General features: G+C 73.5%; 16 protein-coding genes. 11 read left to right on the top strand and 5 right to left on the bottom strand.

The features are described from left to right. Positions 1–22: 22 nt before the first annotated feature. Together ACFYZ3_RS34445 and mdlC are read right to left on the bottom strand one after the other, a co-directional pair. Positions 23–1477 carry a benzaldehyde dehydrogenase gene (locus ACFYZ3_RS34445; RefSeq protein ID WP_388526194.1) on the bottom strand — a complete coding sequence of 485 codons (1455 nt, stop codon included), beginning with the start codon at positions 1475–1477 and terminating at the stop codon, positions 23–25. A gap of 46 nt (positions 1478–1523) precedes the next feature. Beyond that, entirely contained in the window at positions 1524–3110 is a 1587-nt protein-coding gene (gene mdlC / locus ACFYZ3_RS34440) for a benzoylformate decarboxylase (protein WP_388526191.1), read from the bottom strand. Between the two features lie 94 nt (positions 3111–3204). Here mdlC and ACFYZ3_RS34435 point away from each other — a divergent pair, with 94 nt between their 5' ends. Further along, positions 3205–4140: a LysR substrate-binding domain-containing protein gene (locus ACFYZ3_RS34435; RefSeq protein WP_388526188.1), complete on the top strand. Its 936-nt coding sequence runs from the start codon at positions 3205–3207 to the stop codon at positions 4138–4140. Positions 4141–4149: 9 nt separating this feature from the next. After that, a complete protein-coding gene (locus ACFYZ3_RS34430; protein WP_388526185.1) occupies positions 4150–4890 on the top strand; it encodes a Type 1 glutamine amidotransferase-like domain-containing protein in 741 nt (246 codons plus the stop codon). Between the two features lie 41 nt (positions 4891–4931). On the opposite strand, the gene ACFYZ3_RS34425 is transcribed toward ACFYZ3_RS34430, so the two are convergent. Further along, positions 4932–5876, bottom strand: coding sequence for an alpha/beta fold hydrolase (locus ACFYZ3_RS34425; protein WP_388526182.1), 945 nt, complete (start codon positions 5874–5876; stop codon positions 4932–4934). A gap of 89 nt (positions 5877–5965) precedes the next feature. Between ACFYZ3_RS34425 and ACFYZ3_RS34420 the strand changes: the two genes are divergently transcribed. From ACFYZ3_RS34420 to pgm, 3 genes are all read left to right on the top strand, one after another. Further along, positions 5966–6586: a TetR/AcrR family transcriptional regulator gene (locus tag ACFYZ3_RS34420; RefSeq protein WP_388526179.1), complete on the top strand. Its 621-nt coding sequence runs from the start codon at positions 5966–5968 to the stop codon at positions 6584–6586. Between the two features lie 127 nt (positions 6587–6713). Further along, complete coding sequence (locus ACFYZ3_RS34415) at positions 6714–7142, top strand: hypothetical protein (protein WP_388526176.1); 429 nt, start codon at positions 6714–6716, stop codon at positions 7140–7142. A 100-nt stretch (positions 7143–7242) separates the two neighbouring features. Next, on the top strand, positions 7243–8883 hold the full coding sequence (gene pgm, locus ACFYZ3_RS34410; RefSeq protein ID WP_388526173.1) for a phosphoglucomutase (alpha-D-glucose-1,6-bisphosphate-dependent): 1641 nt from the start codon (positions 7243–7245) through the stop codon (positions 8881–8883). 39 nt (positions 8884–8922) lie between these two features. On the opposite strand, the gene ACFYZ3_RS34405 is transcribed toward pgm, so the two are convergent. Then, a complete protein-coding gene (locus ACFYZ3_RS34405; protein WP_388526441.1) occupies positions 8923–10101 on the bottom strand; it encodes a cytochrome P450 in 1179 nt (392 codons plus the stop codon). Positions 10102–10327: 226 nt separating this feature from the next. Between ACFYZ3_RS34405 and ACFYZ3_RS34400 the strand changes: the two genes are divergently transcribed. Then, positions 10328–11065, top strand: a complete 738-nt coding sequence (locus ACFYZ3_RS34400; RefSeq protein ID WP_388526170.1) for an SAM-dependent methyltransferase — start codon at positions 10328–10330, stop codon at positions 11063–11065. A gap of 101 nt (positions 11066–11166) precedes the next feature. After that, on the top strand, positions 11167–11640 hold the full coding sequence (locus ACFYZ3_RS34395; protein WP_388526167.1) for an ATP-binding protein: 474 nt from the start codon (positions 11167–11169) through the stop codon (positions 11638–11640). A 188-nt stretch (positions 11641–11828) separates the two neighbouring features. Here the strand turns inward: ACFYZ3_RS34395 and ACFYZ3_RS34390 are convergent, their stop codons facing one another. Beyond that, complete coding sequence (locus tag ACFYZ3_RS34390) at positions 11829–12380, bottom strand: GNAT family N-acetyltransferase (protein ID WP_388526164.1); 552 nt, start codon at positions 12378–12380, stop codon at positions 11829–11831. A 141-nt stretch (positions 12381–12521) separates the two neighbouring features. On the opposite strand from ACFYZ3_RS34390, the gene ACFYZ3_RS34385 reads away from it, so the two are divergent. From ACFYZ3_RS34385 to ACFYZ3_RS34370, 4 genes are all read left to right on the top strand, one after another. Beyond that, entirely contained in the window at positions 12522–14456 is a 1935-nt protein-coding gene (locus ACFYZ3_RS34385; RefSeq protein WP_388526160.1) for a SpoIIE family protein phosphatase, read from the top strand. A 263-nt stretch (positions 14457–14719) separates the two neighbouring features. Then, on the top strand, positions 14720–15280 hold the full coding sequence (locus tag ACFYZ3_RS34380) for a hypothetical protein (protein ID WP_388526157.1): 561 nt from the start codon (positions 14720–14722) through the stop codon (positions 15278–15280). Positions 15281–15396: 116 nt separating this feature from the next. Then, a complete protein-coding gene (locus tag ACFYZ3_RS34375; RefSeq protein WP_361008840.1) occupies positions 15397–16077 on the top strand; it encodes a class F sortase in 681 nt (226 codons plus the stop codon). A 134-nt stretch (positions 16078–16211) separates the two neighbouring features. Then, positions 16212–17378 carry a SchA/CurD-like domain-containing protein gene (locus ACFYZ3_RS34370; protein ID WP_388526154.1) on the top strand — a complete coding sequence of 389 codons (1167 nt, stop codon included), beginning with the start codon at positions 16212–16214 and terminating at the stop codon, positions 17376–17378. Positions 17379–17507: the final 129 nt, after the last annotated feature.

Here is a 17507-nt window from a genome sequence, read left to right as displayed (position 1 = left end):
TACGGGTGGGTGACCGGAGGGATCAGAACGGGTAGTCGGCGATGTCCGGGCGGACCGTGAGCCACTGGGTCTCGGTGAACGCCTCGACGTTGGCCGCGGCGCCGCCGAACCGGGAACCGGTGCCCGACGCCTTGACCCCGCCGAAGGGGGCGTTGGGCTCGTCGCTCACCGTCTGCTCGTTGATGTGCACCTTGCCGGAGTCGATCCGGTCGGCGAGCTTCATCGCCGTACCGACGTCGCCGAGGATGCCGACCGACAGCCCGTACTCGCAGTCGTTGACGATCCGCGCGGCCTCCTCCGTGGTGGAGAAGGAGATGACGGGCGCGACCGGCCCGAAGATCTCCTCGCGCCAGGCCGGCATGTCCGTCGTCAGGCCGGTCAGTACGGTGGCGCGGTAGCCGGCGCCGTCGATCTCGCCGCCCGCGGCGACCTTGGCTCCCGCCGCGACGCTGTCGGTGACGATGCCGTGCACCCGCTCCAGCTGCCGCCGGTCGATGATCGGACCCAGCGCCACGTCCTCACGGGCCGGGTCGCCCACCGGCAGCGCCTCGGCCTTCGCGGCGAGCGCGGCGGTGTACTCCTCGACCAGCGACTCGTGCACGATGTGCCGGCCGGTCGTCATGCAGATCTGCCCCTGGTGCAGATACGAGCCGAACGCCCCCGCCGAGGCCGCCTTCGCCACGTCCGCGCCGGGCAGCACGACCAGCGCGTTGTTGCCGCCCAGCTCCAGGTGCGCGCGCTTCAGCAGCCGCCCGGCCTGCTCGCCGATGGCCCGCCCGACCGGCGTGGAACCGGTGAACGAGATCACCCGCACCTCGGGTGCCTCCACCACCGCCCGGCCGACCGACCCGTCGCCCGGCAGCAGGTGCAGGACACCGGCCGGAAGCCCCGCCTCCTCGAAGATCCGGGCGATGACGACACCGCCGCTCACCGCGGTGCGCGGATCCGGCTTCAGCAGCACGGCGTTGCCGAGCGCCAGCGCGGGGGCCACCGAACGCAGACCGAGGATGAGCGGGAAGTTGAAGGGCGCGATCACGCTGACGACACCGGCGGGGCGGCGCCGGGCGAGCGACCAGCGGGCGTCCTCCGAGGTGAGCACCTCGCCCTGGGGATGGGTCGGCAGCCCGGCGCACTCGAAGCACTCGCCGATCGCCAGACCCGCCTCGAAGGCCGCCTTGGACCGCACCGAGCCGGCCTCGCGCACCAGCCAGTCCTCGATCTCGGCGGCGTGCTCGGTGAACAGCTCCCCCGCGCGGCGCAGCACGGCGGCCCGCCGCTGAGGCGAGGTCGCCGCCCACGCGCGCTGGGCCTCGGCGGCCCGGGCGGCGGCGCGGTTCACGTCCTCGGCCGAGGCCAGGCCCACCGTGCCGAGCCGGTCACCGGTGGCGGGCTCGGTCACCGGCTGCCCGGCGGGGGAGCCCTGCCAGCCGTCGCTGGAGAACTTCCCGCCCCAGACGGCGCTGTCCAGGAGTGTCATCGTCTTCCCTCTCGTCGGGGTCTTCGGTGTGGTGTTGCGAGTCGGTTCAGGAGGGTGTGGTGAGCGCCGTGTCGACCTGGATCAGCCGGGGGTGGTCCGGCGTCTCGGCGAGCGCGGCGCGCAGCTCCGCCACCCCGCCGACGTGCTGGGCGCGGACGCCGTAGCCCTCCGCGATGCGGGTGAAGTCGAGGCCCGGGATGTCGAGGCCGGGCGCGTCCGGCACGCCGAGCAGGCCCCCGAACCAGCGCAGTGCCCCGTACGTGCCGTTGCGCAGCAGGACGACGGTCAGCGGGATCCGCTGCCGCGCGGCCGTCCACAGGGCGGTGATGCCGTAGTTGGCCGAGCCGTCCCCGATCACGCCGACCACCGGTCGGCCGGGCTGTGCCATCGCCACCCCGACCGCACCCGGCAGGCCGAATCCGAGTCCTCCGGCCGCCGGAAAGTAGTAGGAGCCCTGGCGGCGCAGGTCCATCTGGCGCCACCACGCTGCGTTGGTCGACGTCGACTCGACGACGTACGCGGTGTCCTCCGGCATCTCGTCGCGCAGCGCGGCGAAGACCTGCTCGGGATGGAGCCCCGGCCCCTCGGTGGCGAGCGGCTCGGGCACGGGCAGGTAGTCACCCGCACCCGCGGGCGCGCCGGACGCGTCCAGTGACTCCAGGAGTACGTCGATGACGGCACCCGGGTCGGCGACCAGGGCCTCGCCCATCGGCGCCCGTGCCGCGGCGGAGGCGTCCTCGGTCACCTGGATCAGCCGGGTGCCCTCGGGCAGGTACCGGCCGGGCAGGTGCTCGTGGTAGCGGAAGACCGGCGCGCCCAGCACGAGCACCAGGTCGTGGCCCTCGAAGGCCGCCGAGACCGGTGCGATCCCGGCGGGCAGCACGCCCCGGAACTGCGGATGCCGGTTCGGGAACGGCAGCCGGAACTGCGAGGGCGCCGCCCAGACCGGGCCGCCCAGCCGCTCGGCCAGCCGCACCGCGTCGTCGAAGCGGCCGGCCGAGTCGATGTCACCGCCCAGCACGAGCGCGGGGCGCCGGGCCGAGGCGACCTGCTCCACGAGCCACCGGCGCTGCTCGCCGCCGGGCACCGCGGCCCGCAGCACCCGCCGGTCGAGCACGGCCAGGGCGTTGTCGTCGACGTCGGCCGACCAGTCGTCGTACGGCACGGAGAGGTAGGTCGGCCGACGTTGCAGCCGCGCCTCGAAGACGGCCTGGGCGAGCGCACGCGGCACGTCCCCGGCGCAGGCCGGTTCCGCCGCCCAGCCGACCAGCGGTTTCATCAGGGCGGGGGCGTCGACGCTGGCCAGGTTGGCCTCGGGGCCGATGGCGGGGCGCACCTGCTGCCCGGCCACCACCACGAGCGGCGTACGGGAGGCGACGGCGTTCGTCAGGGCGCCCATGGCGTTGCCGGAACCGGAGGCGGCGTGCAGGTTGACCAGCACCGGGCGGCCGGTCGCCTGGGCGTACCCGTCCGCCATCCCGACGACGGCGCCCTCGTGCAGACCGAGGACGTAGCGGAAGCCGTCGGGCAGCTCGGCGAGGAAGGGCAGCTCGTTGGAGCCCGGATTGCCGAAGACGGTGGTGAGCCCCTGGCGCTCCAGGAGTTCGTGGGAGACACGACGCACGGATGGCACGGACGTTCCTTTCGAAGTGACGCGGGACACGCTAGGCACCTCACGACATGGGCACCAATAGATGTTTCGCCACTCCGATATAGAGTTCGTCGATATGGGCACCTTCGATCTCAACCTGGCCCGTGTGTTCGTACTGCTCTACGAGACGGGCAGCGTCACGGCCACCGCCGAGACCCTCCACGTCACGCAGCCCACGGTCAGCTACAGCCTGGGCAAGCTGCGGCGGCACTTCGACGACGAGCTGTTCCGCCGCAACGGACGCGGGCTGACCCCCACCGCCGGCGCACGGCGGCTGTACCTGCCGCTCCAGCGCGCGCTGGCCGAGATCGACGGCACGGTCCGCCAGGGCGACCTCTTCGACGCCGGGAGCATGTCGGGCCGGTTCACCATCGCCCTGTCCGACCTCGGTGAGGCGACGCTGCTGCCGAGGCTCGTGGCCACCGCGCGCAGGCGGGCGCCGGGCGTGTCGTTCACCGTCCGCCCCTTCGACGTGGAGGACGCCGAGGGCCAGCTGCGCCGCGGGGACCTCGACGCGTTCGTGGCCACCCCGGTGATCACCTCGCACCTCACCGTGCGCATCCCGCTCTTCCGCGAGCGCTACGTCCTGATGGTCGCGGCCGACCATCCGCGCGTACGCGGGGACGCGGTCACGCCGGCGGACCTCGCGGCGGAGCACCACGCGACGGTGTTCGGACCGAGCGGCCATGTCACGCCCAGGGCACTGCTGGGCGCGCACGGACTGCTGGAACGGGTGGCCGTGGACGCCACCCGCTTCTCGATGCTGCCCTACCTGCTGGAACAGACCGACCTGGTGGCCATCGTCCCCGAGTACGTCGGCGAGGTCTTCACCGCCTCCCACCGGGTGCGCCTGGTGCGGCTGCCGTTCGAGACCGAACCCATCGAGATCGCCCTGTACGCGCGGCACGAGTCCTCGCGCAGCCCGGCCCAGCGCTGGCTCGTGCAGTTCATGGCCGAGGTGCTGGGCGAGCAGGTGAGCCCGGCCCAGCTGCCGCCGTCGAGCCGTCGTTAGGATCACCGCATGACGGCACCGGAACCCACCATCCTCGCCACCTCGGGCGGGCATCGCGCGGGCGGCCGGACCATGGTGGCCTTCGACGCCCTGGTCCATCACGCGGTGGACCTCTCGGGCGCGCACGGCCGGCGCCCCCGCGTCCTGTACGTGGGCACCGCCATAGGGGACGCGGAGCACTTCACCGCCCGCATGACGGAGGCCGCCCGGGTCGCCGGGTTCGACCTGACGCCGCTGCACCTGTTCCCCATGCCCAACGTCGAGGACGTCGAGGAGACCGTGCTCGACCAGGACGTCGTCTGGGTCATGGGCGGATCGGTGGCCAATCTGCTGGCCGTGTGGCGCGTGCACGGCCTGGACCGGATCATGCGCAGGGCCTGGGAGGCGGGCGTCGTGCTCAGCGGCGTGAGCGCGGGCTCCCTGTGCTGGTTCCGGGGCGGCGCCACCGACTCCTTCGGTCCCGAACTGCGCCCGGTCACCGACGCGTTGGAATTCCTGCCCTACGGCAACGGCGTCCACTACGACGTCGACCCGGGCCGCCGTCCTCTCATCCACCGCCTCGTCGCCGACGGCACCCTCCCGACGGCCCACTGCACGGACGACGGGGTCGGCCTCGTCTACCGCGGCACCGAACTGGTGGAGGCGGTCACCGAAGTCCCGGGCAAGGGCGCCTACGTGGTGGTGCGCGAGGGGGACACCGCGGTGGAGGAGCGGGTCGAGCCGCGGGAGTTGCCCCGCCCGGGTCGCTGACGGGTCGTCGTCCGTGACCGGACCGGCCGGCGCGTCGCGGACTACTCGGCACGCTCGTGATCGATGAACGCGGTGAGCACGTTCACGGTCGCCTCGGGCTGCTCGTCGGGAATGAAGTGTCCGGCCTGCGGGACGACGGCGCCGGTCGCGTTCTCCGCCCACGGGCCGATGGAGGCGGCCATGTCGGGGATCGAGCCGTGGGAGCCGGAGATTCCCAGGACCGGGACGGTCAGGTGCCCTCGTTCGAGAGCGTCGTGATTCCTGCGTGCGGATTCCGCGGCGTCGCGGTAGTAGGCGAGAGACGCCGAAAGGCCTCCCTCGGCCGCGAGGGCGGCGGCGTAATGGTCGATCTCGGCGCCGTCGAAGGTGTCCGGGGACAGAGTCTTGGCCTTCAAGAACCAGTCGACGTAGTCACGCTCGCGGCCGGTGAGCAGGGTCTCGGGCAGTTCGGGCACCAGGTGGAAGGCGAAGTGCCAGGTCTTCCAGGCCCGGTCGGGATCCGTCGGGACGGAGTCCGGCAGGGTGATTCCGGGGATGCCGGCGTCAAGCAGAGCGACACCGTGCAGGCGCTCTTCGTACTTCAGTGCCAGCGAGAAGGCGACCCAGGCCCCGACGTCGTGGGCGACGAGCCAGTACTTCGGCACGTCGAGCGCGGTCAGCGCGGCCTGGACACGCGAAGCGACGGTGTGCGTGTCGTAGCCACCCTGGGGGCGGTCGGAGTGGCCCTGTCCCGGCAGGTCGATCGCGATCACACGGAATCGCCCGGTGAGCCCTGGCATCACCTTTCGCCACGCCCACCAGGTCTGCGGGAACCCGGCGAGCAGCACGACGGTGGGACCGGCCGGCCGGCCGCCTTCCACGGCGTGCAGCCGGATTCCCTCTGCGTCGACCCAGCGATGGGTGAAACCCGCAAGGTCGTACAGCGGCAACCCGGGGACCGGGTTCTGATCGCAGGAGCCGTTCGGGGCTGTGGCGTCGTCGGTCATGCCCTGAGCCTACTGCATCTTGAACTGGTTGGTTCAAGATAGGATGGGCAGGGCCGCGACGACTGGTCCGAGAACGAGGTGCATGCGTGATGGCCGGGAAGAAGCAGTTCGACGTGGACATCGCGCTCGACGCGGCGATGGTCCAGTTCTGGCGGGCCGGATACGCCGACACGTCTCTCGACGACCTCTCCAGGACGACCGGACTGAACCGGAGTTCCATCTACTCCTCGTTCGGCGACAAGGACTCGCTCTACCTGCGCTGCCTGGACCGCTATGCCGCGCGGTACGGAAGCAGGTACGACCAGGCGCTGGCCCGGGCGTCCGAGGAGCCGCTCCGGGCGGTACGGGCGTTCTTCGAAATCACCCTGGAGCGCATCGCCGACCCCGACGTACCTGATGGATGCCTGATCGCCCAGACCGCGATGGCGGCACCGGTGCTCGGCCCCGCCATCGCCGCACGCGCGAACGAAGCTCTGGGCCTTCAGCAGGCGCGGCTGCGGACCGCCTTGAACGCCGCGCAGTTGACCGAGGACGATGCCGACGACTTCGCGGTTCACATGACGGCGGTCAACCAGTCGCTGGCCGTGATGAGCAGGACCGGCGCGAGCCAGAAGCAGCTCCGCACCGTCGTCGACATCAGCCTGAGCGCGCTCTCACGCGCCCTGCACGCCCGGAGCCGGCCGCACGGGAACCGGCCGCTGTCGAGCTGAACCGGCTCCGCCGCGAACGAGACCGCGCTCGCCCTTCGGCGCGTCAGGACCCTGACGCCGCCATCCCGTTGGGCGTCCGCAAGGGGCGTTCGTGTTTGCCACCGCGGTGAGGGGCAAGGCGGTGTCCATGAGCGATCCGAACAAGGACACGAACAAGAAGCCCACCAGCACGCGGACCGCCCAGTCCAAGGCGCGCGGCGCAGCCGAGAAGGCGACCGCGCCCGCCGCACGGGCGGGACAGGCCGCCGCGGGCAAGGCGAGTGACGCCGCCACGACGGCCAGGGCCGGTGCCCAGCGTTCCGTCGACGCCGCCAACGGTGCGGTGCAGACGGCGGCCAAGAGCGTCGCGGCCGGCCGGCAGGCCGTCGTCACCACCTCGGAACAGGTCGCGGCCACGGCGAAGACGGCGTGGACGGTGGTCGCCCAGCGCAAGCTCGTCGCCGTCGGCGTGGGCGCCGGCCTCACCGCCGTGAGCGCCGCCTCCTACGCGGTGGGCCGCCGCGCCGGACGACACGCGCACGGGCCCCTCACCCGCCTCACCGGCGGCCGTATCTGACACCGGACCGCACGCACGGCACCACGCACGGCACCACTCCGCGGACAAGGGAAGATGGGACCCGCGAGCGAAGTCCCGACCTACGCGGAGGAGTGGGCGCATGCAGCACGACCGAGCCGGGAAGCCGGCCGGCCCCGAGGACCTGATCGACGTCGCCCGGCTGGTGACGGCGTACTACGCCCTGCACCCGGACCCCGGCGAACCCGCCCAGCGCGTGGCCTTCGGCACGTCCGGGCACCGGGGCTCGTCGCTGGCGGCGGCGTTCAACGACGACCACATCGCCGCCACCAGCCAGGCCATCTGCGAGTACCGCTCGGCACAGGGCACCGACGGCCCGCTCTTCCTGGGCGCCGACACCCACGCCCTGTCCGAGCCCGCGAGGGTCACCGCACTGGAGGTGTTCGCCGCCAACGACGTGACCGTCCTCGTCGACAGCGCGGACGGCTACACCCCCACCCCGGCGGTCTCCCACGCCATCCTCACCCACAACCGGGGCCGCACCTCGGGCCTCGCCGACGGCGTGGTCGTCACCCCCTCGCACAACCCGCCCGCCGACGGCGGCTTCAAGTACAACCCGCCGAACGGCGGCCCCGCGGGCTCGGACGCCACCTCCTGGATCCAGGACCGGGCCAACGAGATCATCGCGGCCGGACTGAAGGACGTACGGCGCATCCCGTACGCGCGGGCGCTCGCCGCCCCCGGCACCGGCCGCCACGACTTCCTCGACGCCTACGTCCGCGACCTGCCCAGCGTCCTGGACCTCGACGCGATCCGCTCGGCCGGCGTACGCATCGGCGCGGACCCGCTGGGCGGCGCCTCCGTCGCCTACTGGGGCCGGATCGCCGAGCAGCACCGCCTCGACCTGACGGTGGTCAACCCGCTCGCCGACCCGACCTGGCGGTTCATGACGCTCGACTGGGACGGCAAGATCCGCATGGACTGCTCCTCGCCGTACGCGATGGCCTCCCTCATCGAGCAGCGCGACCGCTTCACCATCGCCACGGGCAACGACGCCGACGCCGACCGCCACGGCATCGTCACCCCCGACGGCGGTCTGATGAACCCCAACCACTACCTCGTGACCGCGATCGCCTACCTCTACGCCCATCGCACCGACTGGCCGGCCGACGCGGGCATCGGCAAGACGCTGGTGTCCTCCGGCATGATCGACCGGGTCGCCGCCGACCTCGGCCGCCGCCTGGTCGAAGTGCCCGTGGGCTTCAAGTGGTTCGTGGACGGACTGGTCGACGGCTCCCTCGGCTTCGGCGGCGAGGAGTCCGCCGGGGCGTCGTTCCTGCGCCGGGACGGCTCCGTGTGGACCACCGACAAGGACGGCATCATCCTCGCGCTGCTCGCCTCCGAGATCACCGCCGTCACCGGGAAGACACCCTCCGAGCACTACGCCGCGCTCACCGCCCGGTTCGGCGACCCCGCCTACGCCCGCATCGACGCCCCCGCCACCCGCGAGGAGAAGGCCCGCCTGGCCAGACTGTCCCCGGCCCAGGTCACCGCCGACACCCTCGCCGGGGAGCCGGTCACCGCCGTCCTCACCGAGGCACCCGGCAACGGTGCCGCCATCGGCGGCATCAAGGTGACCACCGAGAACGCCTGGTTCGCGGCCCGCCCCTCCGGCACCGAGGACGTCTACAAGATCTACGGCGAGTCCTTCCTCGGCGCGGACCACCTCCGCCAGGTGCAGGACGAGGCCAAACTCGTCGTCCTCGGCGCCCTGGGCGGCTGACACCGCGGCCCCGACGCCGTACGTCGGTCCCCGGGCCGGTCAGCCGCGGCCGGCCCGGGGCAGTGCCACGGTCAGCCCGCGGATCTCGTAACCGTCGATGGCCTCCCGGAAGGCGACGCGCGGCGCACCGCTCATCCGGACGCCGTCGAGGGCGAACAGGCGGCTGAGGAACACGTCGGTCTCCAGCAGGGCGATGTGCGCCCCGGGGCACCGGTGCGGCCCGTCGCCGAAGGAGAGCCCCGCGCCGACCGCCCCGGCGCGCTCCGGGCGGACGAGCAGCGGGTCCTCGCCCACTGCCCTCGGGTCCGCGTTGGCGTCGTCCAGATGGACCTCGACGTACTCGCCGGGGCGCACCGTCACCGGCCCGTCGGGGCCGGACAGCTCCACCGGCTCGGTCGCCCGCCTGCGCAGGCTCCCGATCACGGGCTCCAGCCGCAGCAGCTCCTGGAGCACGGCCAGACGCCCGGGCTCGTCCGCCGACCGGTAGTGGCCGAGCAGTTCCGCGTCCGAGAACAGGTGCCAGGCGGCCAGGCACACGAACTCGCGCGTGGTGACCATGCCCGCCGCGGCGAAGGTCAGGCACTCGCCGAGGATCTCGACGTCCGAGCAGCCCTCCGCGATCAGGTGGGAGATCAGGTCGTCGTGCTCGCGGCGGCGGTGCGCGCGGACGGCGGGGCGCACGTCGGCCAGGTGGATGCGCAGCCAGTTGGTGTTCTGCCGCACCAGCCAGTACAGGCCCCGGACACTGGTCAGTCCCGGCTCGCCGAACTCCTGAGGGAAGAACCGCTCCAGCCTGCGGCGGATGCCGGGCCTGCTGTACCGAAGCCCGACGACCTCGCTCACCACGCCGACGGCCAGCCCGAAGGCGAGGTCGGACAGCGGGGCCTCGCCGGCCGCGCGCAGGACGGCCAGCTGCTCCTCGGCGATCCGGACCATCGGCTCGCGGTAGTGCTCGTCCACCCGGCGGGGAGTGAAGTAGCGGGCGGTCTGCCTGCGGTGCTCCCGGTGCTCGGGGCCGTCCCGGTAGAGCACGGGCCGGCGGACCCGCGGCGGGAGCTTCTCCACCGTCTCGATGCCGAGACCGGCCTGCACGGTGCCGGGACCGCGCAGCAGCGCCCGCGCGACGGCGAAATCGTGCACCTGCCAGGTCCCGTCGGCCGTCCGGTCGACCGGGCACGCAGGCCCGGTCCGTCCCCGGTCGGCCTTCCGCGCCGAGATCCCTTCGCCCTGCACCACGTGGCCACCCCCACTCCGGCCGTGCGGCCCCGGCGGCCACCCGGCTCGACGACGTGGTCAACAGGATCGGCCACCCGCGCGACGCCGGCCAGCCCCCGAATCCGCCGAGTCGGGCGGTGCCGGAATCCGGCCTCCGGCCGCACACGTGCCGGGCCGGACGGCCCGGAAACCGGGTGCGCCGTCCGCGCCGCCGTGGGAGGCTCCGCCGGTGGACCGTCAACAGATCTCCCGACTCGCCCATGCCGACCATCCGATCGCGGCACCGCTCGACGACGACTCGGTACGCCGGCTCCTCGCCCGCGCGGTCCCGGGCGACGGTGCGCGCGTCCTCGACCTGGGCTGCGGCGGCGCCGAGTGGCTGCTGCGGGCCCTCGCCGAGCATCCGCGTCTCACGGCCGAGGGCGTCGACGTCTCCGCGAGCGCGCTCGACCACGCCCGCGAGGCCGCGGCCCGGCTCGGGGTGGCGGACCGTCTGACGCTGCACCATGGGAACGCCGCGCGGTTCGCCGCCCCGCACCGCTTCGACCTGGTCCTCTGCGTCGGCTCCACGCACGCGTTCGGCGGCCTGTCCGCCACCCTCGCCGCCGCACGCGAGCACCTGGCGTCCGGCGGACGTGTCCTGGTCGGCGACGGTTTCTGGGAACGCGAGCCGTCGCCCGAGGCCGTCGACACGCTCGGTGACCTGGAGGATCTGCCGACCACCGTGGACCGGGTCGTCGCGGACGGCTGGACGCCCGTGGGCGGTCACATCAGCACCCGCCGGGAACTCGACGACTACGAGTGGGCCTGGACCGGGACACTGGCCGCGTGGGCCCTGGACCACCCCGCCGACCCCGACCGCGGGCAGGCACTGGAGACGGCCACCGCCCACCGTGACGGGTGGCTGCGGGGCTATCGGGACTGCCTGGGTTTCCTCTGCCTGGTCCTGCGTCCGACGGACGCCTGACGCCTGCGCGCCGCACGACTCCGTGGGGCGGGTGATGTTTCCCGTATTCGGGGGTAGACGGGTCGGCGTAACGGTCAAGGCTCAGGAAGAGGGCGGATCGGATGGACGGGGCTGCCCACACGGGGGACCGGCGCGGAGACGGGTCGGTCAAGGTTTCGGCGGAGTACCAGGGCATGCCCGGCGACATCGCCAGGGGCCGGGAACTGGCCCGGCGGTTTCTGGCACGCGTGCGCGCGGCGCAGGGTGCCCCGGTGTCCGACCGCGCGGTGGAAGTGGTGCAACTGGTGGTCAGCGAGCTGCTGACGAACGCCTGCAAATACGCGCCGGGCCCCTCGCTGGTCGATCTCGAACTGGCGGAGGACCGGGTGGAGGTCACGGTGTGGGACAGCGAACCGGTGCTGCCCGTGCCCGGGCCCGCGGACCCCGGCCGGGTCGGCCGGCACGGGCTGGAGATCGTCATGGCGGTCTGCGAGAGCTTCGAGGTGCACCGGGAACCGGTCGGCAAGCGCACGAGGGCCGCAGTCGGACTCGCCGACGATCTGAGCGGCACCGCCACCCTCGGCCACCCGGCCTGACCCACGCGGCCTGACCCATCCGGCCTGACCCATCCGGGAAGCGCACCCCGTGCGCGGCGACCGCCCCCCGGGGGGAGCGACGGCTGCCTGCGCCGGCGGAGACTGGCCGTGACGCGCCACCGGCCGTGCGCGGTGGCGGCCCCGTCCCGCGCGGCGGCGGCACGACGCCGTTCACCGCCCGCCCCCCGCTACAGCGCGCCGGGCCGGTGGTCCCGGGACCGGAGGCGGTACACGACGGAGCGGCGCAGGGGGCCCTCGGGGATCTCCGGGTCGTCGAAGTCGTCGGCCGGGTCGTAGGTCATGCCCAGGCGGTCCATCACCGCCCGCGAGCGCAGGTTGCCGGCCGCGGTCACCGCGAGGACCTCCGGCAGCCCGAGTTCCTCGAAGGCGTGGGTCACCGCGGCCCGCCCGGCCTCGGTGGCATAGCCGTGCCCCCAGGCCGCACGGGCCAGGCGCCAGCCCGCCTCCACCCCGGTGAACGGCATGCCGTCCTCCACGGGATCGAGCCCGGCGAAGCCGATGAACTCGCCGGTGGCGGCGATCTCCACCGCCCACCAGCCCCACCCCCGCCGGTCGAGGTCGGCCTGGAAGCCGGTCACGGACGCCTCGCTCTGGGCCCGGGTCAGGACCTCGGGGAAGTACTCGCGGACCACCGGGTCGGCGTTCATCGCCGCCCACGGGTCCAGGTCGGACGCCCGCCAGTCGCGGAGCACGAGACGATCGGTTCGAAGTTCGGACATCACGTGAACGTACGGGACGCGGGCCCGGCCGAGCGACCGGATTACGCACCCGCGACCGTCCCCCTCGGCCGTGCGGAGCGGTTCATCACCGCCCCCTGGGGAACCTGGCGGGATGGACGGCATCGGAAGGCTGTGAGGGTCGTGACATCACGCTGGGCGGGCCACCAGGACGGCGAGGAACCAGGGCACGGCGCGGCGGACGAGACGCACGGCGCGGCGGACGGGGCGCACGGCGTGCAGGAGCCCGTGGAGCCCGACTTCTCCCGCGCCGTCCTGCGCGCTCTTGGCGCCGGCGTCCTCACCCTCGGCCCCACCGCCCGGATCACCTCGGTCAACCCCTGGGCCGAGCAGCTGCTGGGACGGTCGGAGCAGGAGATGCTCGGGCACGACGCACACGACCTCCTGCACCGGCACGCCGACGGCAGCACCGTGCCGCGCGAGCGGTGCGCGCTGCGCCGCCCGCTGCACGGGGTACCCGCCGAGGAGGGCAGCGACGAGTTCTTCCAGCGGTCCGACGGCACCACGGTCCCCATCATCTGGGCCACCACCCCCCTCGTCCGCGACGGACGGCAGGAGGGGCTGGTGCTCGTCTTCCACGACTTCAGCCTGCACCGCAGCGCCGCCGAGGAGACCGAGGCGCGGACCACCGCCCTGGAGGCACTCACCGCCCAGCTGCACCTGGTCGCCGAGATCTCCACCGTGCTGGTCCCCACCGAGCGCACCTCCACCACCCTCCGCCGGCTCGTGCGGCTGCTGGTGCCGGAACTGGGCCAGTGGGCGGCGGTCGACGTCTACCCGGGCCAGTCGGACCTGCTCGAACGGGTGGCGGTACGCAGCAGCACGCGGCCGGACCGGGCCAGACCCCTGCGCGGGCCCATGACCTCGCTGCCGGACCAGGCCCGCGCCGCGCTCACCCTGCTCATCAAGGGCGACCGGCCCGTCCTGCTGAAGGCCGACGACCTGTTCCGCGACCCGGAGCACCCGCTCGCCGCCACCCACCGGGTGCTGTTCGAACGGCTCGGCGGCCACGCGGCCGTCGCCATCCCCCTGCGCACCCGCCAGCGGTCCTACGGCATTCTGACGGTGGGCCGCGCCGGGGAGAGCCCCGCCCACACCCAGGCCGAGGTCGCCCTGCTGGCGGACATCGGCCGCCGCGTGGGACTGGTTCTGGACAACGCCCGGCTCTACCACGAGCAGCAGAACGTCGCCGAGACCATGCAGCGCCAGCTCCTGACCCCGCTTCCGCAGGTCGACCACCTGAGGATGGCCGCCCGCTACTGGCCCGCCGAGAGCGCCATGGAGGTCGGCGGCGACTGGTACGACGCCTTCCTCCTCGGCGACGGCGTGATGGCCCTGGTGATCGGGGACGTCGTCGGACACGATCTGCAGGCCGCCGCCCACATGGCCGAGGTCCGCAACATGCTGCGCGCCCTGGCCTGGGACCACCAGGAGCCGCCCAGCGTGATCATGCGCCGTCTGGACGAGGCCGTGACCAACACCAGCGACGCGCCCATGGCCACCCTCGTCTTCGCCCGCGTCGAAGGGGCCGAGGGCGGCCCCTGGCGGCTGCACTGGGTGAACGCCGGCCACCCGCCGCCCCTGCTGGTCACCCGGGACGGCACGACGCGTTTCCTGGAGGGCGGCCACGGGCCGCTCATCGGCATGAGCGCCACCCTGCGCCTCGGCCTGAACTGGCCGGACACGCGCGAGGAACTCCCGCCGGAGAGCATCCTCCTGCTCTACACCGACGGCCTGGTCGAGAGCCGCGACCGTCCCATCGACGTGGGCATGGACCAGCTCCGCCACCATGCCGGCGTACTGGCCCGGCGGGCGGACAGGTGGAGCGTCGACGACTTCTGCGACGAACTGCTGGCGCGCATCGCGCCCCGCGGGGACGACGTCGCCCTGCTCGCCCTGCGCCTGCCCGCCGCAGGCATGGGCGCGCCCGGCGACACCGAGCCGCCCCCGCCGCCCCAGTCCGGGCAGAGCGAGGCCACCCCCGACCGGGCCGCTCCCGGCTCCCTGCGCCAGGAGGCCGAGGTGCAGGACCCGACCCATGTGGACCCGGAGGAGTAGCGGGCCCCGGGCGTGCGCAGGCGGGGGGTGACAGGTCGTCGCGGAGTGACACCCCGTCCGGACCGGCCCAACTCCACCGCGGCCCGGACCAGTTCGCGGCCCGGCGGGAAGCGGGCCCGGCACCCGAACGGGCGGCGTGTTCACCCGGCTGAGCGCCTTGAGTGGTGCGAGACGGACGGCTGGCTGACGGTGATTCACGTCGGGGCCGGGTCACCTCAGCTGACGAAGCACCAGCTGCCCGGCCGTGACGGAAGGAACCACAGATGCGTTCTGCTCGGATGCTCCTGACCACGGCGGCGGCCTCGGCCGTCTTCGTCCTCGGTGCTCCCGGCGCCTACGCGGCGGCCGGCGGCGACTGGGACCACGACGACTCTTCCTACAGCAAGGAGCACGACAACGGAAGCAAGCACGACGAGCCGCGTGGCGGCATGCACACCGGCGGTGGCGCGCTGGCCGCGGTGAGCGAGGGCGACTGGGACCACGAGGACGCGTCCTCCGGCAAGGAGCACGACAACGGAAGCAAGCACGACGAGCCGCGTGGCGGCATGCACACCGGCGGCGGTGCGCTGGCCGCGGTGAACGAGGGCGACTGGGACGGCGGCGGCCGCGAGTCCAAGGAGGGCGGCTCGCAGACCTACCAGCAGGACGAGGGCGAGAGCTCCAGGGGCGGCGGCGAGCACGAGAAGCCGCGCGGCGGCATGCACACCGGCGGTGGCGGACTGGCCACGCCCACCACGACCGCGGGCGGGCTCGCCGTCCTGGCCGTCGCCGCGACCGGCCTGTACGCCGTCCGACGCAAGAAGTCGGCTCACGGAGTGGCGTAAGCCGTGCCGGGCGCCATAGCAGCCGGGCCGCCACCCAGGAACCACGGGGCGGCCCGGCTCGCCCCCTCCGCACCTCGTGTCCGTCCCGCCGCCGTGTCCCAGTGAGGTCGTCCCCGATGTCAGTCCCCCCTTCCGCACCCGCCCCGGCCGACGACGAGACGACGACCGGTCAGGGCTCCCGCTCCGGCCTGATGGTGCTGTGCGCCGTGGCCCTGCTGATCCTGGCGGTGAGCCTGGTCGGCGGCAACGACACGTCCGCCGACTCCTCCCGCCCCCCGCTGCCCGCGCACCCCGGCACCACCGCCTCGTCCGCCCCGCCCGCGACCGGCGCGGCCGACTCCGCCCTGCCCCGCTCGAAACCGGTGCGCCTGCTGATCCCGGAGATCTCCGTCGACGCCCCCTTCACCGACCTCGCCATCGGCGACAAGGGGCAGCTCCAGCCGCCGCCGGCCGGCGACACCAACCTCGTCGGCTGGTACGCCAAAGGCGCCTCGCCCGGCGAGAAGGGCACCTCGATCATCGCCGGACACGTGGACACCAAGACGTCGGCCGCCGTCTTCGCCCGCCTCGACCAGCTCGACAAGGGCGACAAGTTCCAGGTCCGGCGCGCGGACGGGCGCAAGGCGACCTTCGTGGTCGACAGCCTGGAGACCTTCGCCAAGGACGAGTTCCCGAGCGACCGCGTCTACGGCGACGCCGACCGGCCCGAGGTGCGACTGATCACCTGCGCGGGCGACTACGACCACAAGGTCAAGGACTACACGGACAACCTGGTCGTCTTCGCGCATCTCGCCTGAGGCACCGTGCCGGTCACCCGCGCAACGCACACGAGTCGCGCGCCGTCGGGGCCCGGCACAGGATCGAGGCAAGCCGGCGTCGCATCACCGCGGCCGACGTTCAGTTCCGCCCCCGCGAAGGAGATGTGCGCAGGATGACCACCACGTCCACCCCTGCTCCCGAACCGATCGCTTCCGAACCGCTGACGCGACAGCTGTCGCACCAGGTCTCCCAGTCCGTGTTCGACGGCTCCCGGCTGCGGGTCGTCCTGCTGGTGGAGGTCTACGACGGAGCCCAGCAGCAGTTCCTCGAGACGTACGAGAACCTGCGCAGCCACGTCGAGTCCGTCCCCGGGCACATCGGCGAGCAGCTGTGCCAGTCCATCGAGAACCCCTCCCAGTGGCTGATCACCAGCGAGTGGGAGAGCGCGCCGCCGTTCCTGAACTGGGTGAGCAGCGAAGAGCACGTGCGGATGGTCAAGCCGCTGCACAGCTGCGTGCGCGACACCCGGTCGCTCCGCTTCCACGTGGTCCGCGAGACCGGCCACCCGTCGACCGGCGCCGATCCCGACCGGGGCGGACTGCAGGCCGCGCCCCGCGTCGGCGACGGCGTCATCCGGCACGCGCTCACCTTCACGGTGAAGCCGGGCAGCGAGGAGGCGGTCGGCAAGATCCTCGCCGACTACGCCTCTCCCGAGCCGCGGGTCGACGACACCACGCGCCTGTGCCGCACGTCCCTGTTCCTGCACGGCAACCGCGTGGTGCGGGCCATCGAGGTGCGCGGCGACCTGCTCGCGGCCCTGCGGCACGTGGCCGAGCAGCCCGAGGTGCGGGCCGTCGAGGAGGCCATCAATCCGTACCTGGAGCAGGACCGGGACCTCGGCGACCCGGAGTCCGCCCGGGTGTTCTACACGCGGGCGGCGCTGCCCGCCGTCCACCACGTGACGGCGGGGGAGGAGCGGGACCTGGCGCAGCGGCACGCGCTGTCGTACCCGGCCCGTCCGGGCTGCGGCATGCGGCTCGCCCAGTTGCTCGCCGAGCGCGACGAGGCGGCGGCCAGGGATCCGCGCAGCCCGGTCCTGTGCAGCACCATCTTCCAGCGCGACGACGTCGTGGTGCGACTGGTCGATGTACGGGGAGACCTCCATGAGGGCGATCCCGCGGTGACCCTCGGCCTTCCGGACCCCGGCCGGGTGTCCGAGCTGACGACCCTTCTGGACGGTTTCACCGACGCCGGTTCCCCGACCGGCGGCGGACTCGTCCGCGCGCTGGAGGGCGCCCGGATGGAGCTGGTCACCGACCGGCGTGCGCCGGACGCCTGACCGGTCCCCGCCCACGCGGCGGGGGGGGGGGGGGCCCCCCCGCGGGGGGGGGGGGGCCCCCGGGGGGGGGCCCCCCGGGGGGGGGGCGGCAGCCCCCGAGGGCGCGGCGGGGGGGGGGCCGGGGGCGGG

This window comes from Streptomyces sp. NPDC001599 (assembly GCF_042893535.1).
Classification (GTDB): domain Bacteria; phylum Actinomycetota; class Actinomycetes; order Streptomycetales; family Streptomycetaceae; genus Streptomyces.
Note: the sequence above shows the minus strand (reverse complement) of the source record. Positions and strands in the feature narration are given on the sequence as shown.